The 4,643-nt window shown below is 65.7% G+C and carries 4 protein-coding genes; 3 read left to right on the forward strand and 1 reads right to left on the reverse strand.

The window, feature by feature from the left end:
- Nucleotides 1–202: 202 nt before the first annotated feature.
- Nucleotides 203–589 (reverse strand): DUF2631 domain-containing protein, encoded by a 387-nt coding sequence (locus HMPREF3097_RS09400; RefSeq protein ID WP_012360079.1) that lies wholly within the window; start codon nucleotides 587–589, stop codon nucleotides 203–205.
- A 129-nt stretch (nucleotides 590–718) separates the two neighbouring features.
- On the opposite strand from HMPREF3097_RS09400, the gene dxr reads away from it, so the two are divergent.
- The 3 genes from dxr (at nucleotide 719) to ispG (ending at nucleotide 4,588) form a co-directional block, all read left to right on the forward strand.
- Nucleotides 719–1,912, forward strand: a complete 1,194-nt coding sequence (dxr, locus tag HMPREF3097_RS09405; protein WP_070762042.1) for a 1-deoxy-D-xylulose-5-phosphate reductoisomerase — start codon at nucleotides 719–721, stop codon at nucleotides 1,910–1,912.
- Complete coding sequence (locus tag HMPREF3097_RS09410; protein ID WP_070762043.1) at nucleotides 1,897–3,300, forward strand: M50 family metallopeptidase; 1,404 nt, start codon at nucleotides 1,897–1,899, stop codon at nucleotides 3,298–3,300. Before dxr ends, HMPREF3097_RS09410 begins: the two co-directional genes overlap by 16 nt.
- A gap of 127 nt (nucleotides 3,301–3,427) precedes the next feature.
- Nucleotides 3,428–4,588: a flavodoxin-dependent (E)-4-hydroxy-3-methylbut-2-enyl-diphosphate synthase gene (gene ispG / locus HMPREF3097_RS09415; protein WP_070762045.1), complete on the forward strand. Its 1,161-nt coding sequence runs from the start codon at nucleotides 3,428–3,430 to the stop codon at nucleotides 4,586–4,588.
- Nucleotides 4,589–4,643: the final 55 nt, after the last annotated feature.

Here is a 4,643-nt window from a genome sequence, read left to right on the forward strand (position 1 = left end):
CAGGCCCACAATTAGGAGACACGCCCTAGCCTTCCGGCGTGTGTTTGCAGGGCCTCCGCGCAGGAGGTGGCGCTGTGATGGGGCTGAGGAGGCGCTGGGCCGGGGTAAATAGTGGTGAATGCAACGATGGCCCCGAACCAAAAGAGGTTCGGGGCCATCGGTCGTGCCAGACGCCTGGCGTGTCGCTAATGGGGTAGCTGCGCTACTCCTTGATGTTCAGCGCCAGCTTCTCCTCAGGGGTGAGATCCGCGTACACGCCGGTGTTGTTTCGCTGGTCTGCCGTCCAGTTCGGTTCGACGTGCCCCTGGGCCTTGTTGCGTGCGGTCACGGTGGTGCGCTCCTTGGACTTCGGCTCGAAAGCGAACCATGCGGTGCCGACGAGGATGAAGGCAGCCAGGGCGATCAGCCAGATGTTCTCGACGTTGCCCTCGTGGTTACCAACCAGCATGAACACCAGGAATCCGACGGAAATGAGGCCGGACAGAACGACGGCGCGCTTGCTCAGGGCGCTCCAGCCCCAGCCCGCGGATGGTACATCTTCGGTCGAAATGCCGTTGAAAACTTCAACCTTTGCTTCGTGGTGAGCCACGGAATCCTCCTGACGTCTGATCAGTTAATCACACTCATCTTGCCATAGATTTCACAGAATGTAGGTATCTCCACACGCCATACAGCCCCTACTCGGGTGTAGGAGGCTTCGCGGCCGGCGGGTTAGGATATGGCCATGACTTTCGACAAGACTCGCGTGGTGATTCTCGGGAGTACTGGATCCATCGGTGTCCAGGCCCTCGAGGTGGTTTTCGACAATCCCGAACAGTTCGAGGTGATTGGGATTTCGGCCCACGGCAGTAAGCCCGAGTTGCTGTTGGAGCAGGCCCAGAAGATCGGTCTGCCCGCCGAGCGAGTCGCGGTGGCCTCCGACCGAACCGCCGATTTCGTCGAAGCCCAGCTCGGCGGCCACTGCATTCGTGGCCAGGACTCCGCCCGCGACCTGGTGGAGGAGCTCGGCGATCAGTTGGAGAGCACGGACGTGATCCTGAATGCCCTGGTTGGCTCCCAGGGGCTCGAGGCGACGCTGTCCTCCCTGGGTACCCAGGCGCGTCTCGCGTTGGCGAATAAGGAGAGCCTCGTCGCCGGCGGTCAGCTGGTGCTGGACGCCGCCGATGAGGGGCAGCTCGTCCCTGTCGACTCCGAGCACTCTGCGATGGCACAGTGCCTGCGCTCCGGGCGTCGCGACGAGGTGGCCACCCTCGTGCTGACCGCCTCCGGCGGGCCGTTCCGCGGCTGGACCCGTGAGCAACTGGAGCCGGTTACCCCGCTCCAGGCGGCCAGCCACCCCACCTGGTCCATGGGCCAGATGAACACGCTGAACTCCGCAACGATGGTGAACAAGGGCCTGGAGCTGATCGAGGCCTGCCTGCTGTTCGACATGCCTTCCGACCGCGTGGAGGTCACCGTTCACCCGCAGTCGATCGTGCACTCGATGGTGACCTTCCGCGACGGCTCCACCATCGCGCAGGCATCCCCACCGTCCATGAAGCTGCCGATCAGCCTCGCGCTCGGCTGGCCGAACCGCGTCGCCGGGGTGGGGCAGCCGCTCGACTTCACGCAGGCCGCCACCTGGGAGTTCGAGCCACTCGACGACGAGGTATTCCCCGCGGTGGAGCTGGCCCGCGAGGCAGCAAAGGCGGGCGGGGTCATGCCCGCGATCTATAACGCGGCGAACGAGGAAGCTGCGATCGAGTTCCTCAACGCGAATATGGCTTTCCCCCGCATTGTCGACACGGTGGAAGCAGTGATGTCCGCCTCCGGTGCAACGTCCACCCCGACGTGCCTGGAGGACGTTCTGGAGGCCGAGCGCGAGGCCCGCGCACTGGCACATGAGAGGATGCGCCCGTGGCTTTTGGGCTAGGAGTACTGCTCTTCGCCTTCGGCATCCTGATCAGCATTGCGCTGCATGAGGCGGGACACATGTTCGCCGCCCGCGCCTTCGGCATGCGGGTGCGCCGATACTTCATCGGTTTCGGGCCCACCCTGTGGTCCACCGCGCCGAAGGATAAGGGACGGGGCGCTGCCACCGCGGGAACAGCGGAGGTCGACGTCGACGCTGCCAACGTCCCGGCGAATCCGGCCCCGCTAACGGCGGAGACGGAGGTTGCTACCGACCCGACCGGTGGCGTGCCGCACACCGAGTACGGGATCAAGGCGATTCCGCTCGGCGGCTTCTGCGAGATCGCCGGCATGACCCCGCTGGACGAGCTCAGCGAGGAGGAAGAACCCCACGCGATGTACCGCAAGCCCTGGTGGCAGCGGGTCATCGTGCTCTCCGGCGGCATCGCCGTCAACGTGCTCGTCGCGCTGATCGTGCTCTATTCGGTGGCGAATATCTGGGGCCTGCCCGACCACAAGGCGGACATCCGCACCACCGTGCAGTCCACCCAATGCGCCCCGCCGACCCAGGACGCCGACGGCACCCTCGCAGGCTGCACGGGCGACGGCCCAGCAGCCGCGGCGGGCATCACACCGGGCGATACCATCACCGAAGTGGATGGCCAGGAGGTGCCCACCTTCCCGGACTTCACCAAGGCCATTGACCAACTCGTCTCGGAGAACGCGGCTGGCGCCGGGAGCGGTGAGGCACACGCCCAGAGCCGCGAACTCAGCGTGGGCGATACCCTCACCGTGCCGATGCGCGTGCAAAACCCGGATGGCAGCGACGAGGTCAAGCAGGTCGACGTCGACATCGTGGAACGGCGCAACCAGGACGGCTCCACGAGACTCGCCGGTGCGATTGGCATCACGATCAAGCTGCCGGGCAACGTCGAATACAACCCGGCGACCGCGGTGGGAGGGACCCTCTCCTTTACCGGCTACATGGTCTCCGAGACGGCCAAGGGCTTGGTCGCGCTGCCCGCGAAGGTGCCAGGAGTGGTCGCGGCGATCTTCGGGGCCGAGCGCGCGGATGATTCCCCCATGAGCGTGGTGGGTGCTTCCCGCATCGGCGGGGAGCTGGTGCAACACGAGCAGTGGCGTTACTTCCTGATGATGCTGGCCAGCCTGAACCTCTTCCTCGCCGCCTTCAACCTGGTGCCGCTGCCGCCACTCGATGGCGGGCACATCGCGGTGGCCATCTACGAGCGCATTCGTGATGGCCTGCGCCGCCGCCGGGGTAAAGAGCCGGGCCAGCCGGTGGACTACCGCAAGCTGCTGCCACTGACCTACGGTGTTGCGCTGCTGCTGATGGTCTTCGGCGCCATCGTCATCGTCGCGGACGTGATCAACCCCGTGCGGCTGTTCTAGTTCCAACCCAGTCCGCACCGCACCGGCGGGGGCGTTGCCCGCTTGCGCCGGAGCGGTATTAGGCTGGGAGGGGCACGCTGCTTGATCCGCAGCACTGTATTTTCTTCGAAAGGGGCTAGAGACCTTCATGTCCGGCATTTCTCTGGGAATCCCAGATGGACCTCCACCCACGCTCGCGCCGCGCCGGAAGACCCGCCAGCTGATGGTCGGCGACGTGGGAGTCGGCAGCGAGCACCCGATCTCGGTGCAGTCGATGACGACCACGAAGACGCACGATGTCAATGCGACGCTGCAGCAGATCGCGCAGCTCACCGCGTCGGGCTGCGACATCGTCCGCGTGGCCTGCCCGAAGCCTCGCGACGCCGAGGCCCTGCCGATCATCGCCAAGAAGTCCCCGATCCCGGTGATCGCCGACATCCACTTCCAGCCGCGTTACATCTTCCAGGCCATCGAGGCCGGCTGTGCCGCGGTGCGCGTGAACCCGGGCAATATCAAGGAGTTCGACGGTCGCGTCAAGGAGGTCGCCAAGGCCGCCGGAGACGCGGGTGTTCCGATCCGCATCGGTGTCAATGGCGGATCTCTGGACAAGCGCCTGCTCGAAAAGTACGGCAAGGCCACCCCGGAGGCGCTGGTGGAGTCCGCCATCTGGGAGGCCGGCCTGTTTGAGGAGCACGGCTTCGGGGACATCGCGATCTCCGTGAAGCACTCCGACCCGGTGGTGATGGTGGAGGCCTACCGTCAGCTGGCGGCGAAGACGGACTACCCGCTGCACCTCGGTGTGACCGAGGCGGGCCCGGCTTTTCAAGGCACCATTAAGTCCTCCGTGGCCTTCGGTGCGCTGCTCTCCCAGGGCATCGGTGACACGATCCGCGTGTCCCTGTCTGCGGACCCGGTGGAGGAGATCAAGGTCGGCGACCAGATTCTGCAGTCGCTGAACCTGCGCCCCCGCAAGCTGGAGATTGTTTCCTGCCCGTCCTGTGGTCGCGCCCAGGTGGACGTCTACACCCTGGCCGAGGAGGTCACCGCCGGCCTGGAGGGCATGGAGTTCCCGCTGCGCGTGGCTGTCATGGGCTGCGTGGTCAACGGTCCGGGCGAGGCTCGGGACGCCGACCTTGGCGTGGCGTCCGGCAACGGCAAGGGGCAGATCTTCGTCAAGGGCGAGGTCATCAAGACCGTGCCCGAGGACCAGATCGTCGAAACTCTCATTGAGGAGGCCCACCGCATCGCCGAGGAGCAGGGCATGGAGGCCGTGGAGGGAGCTTCCGCCGAGGTGAAGGTCACCCGCTAGGGTTCTTCCCCTTTTATGACGACGATCGGCCCGGCCTGCACGTGCAGGCCGGGCC

The organism is Corynebacterium sp. HMSC27B11, from assembly GCF_001815985.1.
Classification (GTDB): Bacteria; Actinomycetota; Actinomycetes; order Mycobacteriales; family Mycobacteriaceae; genus Corynebacterium.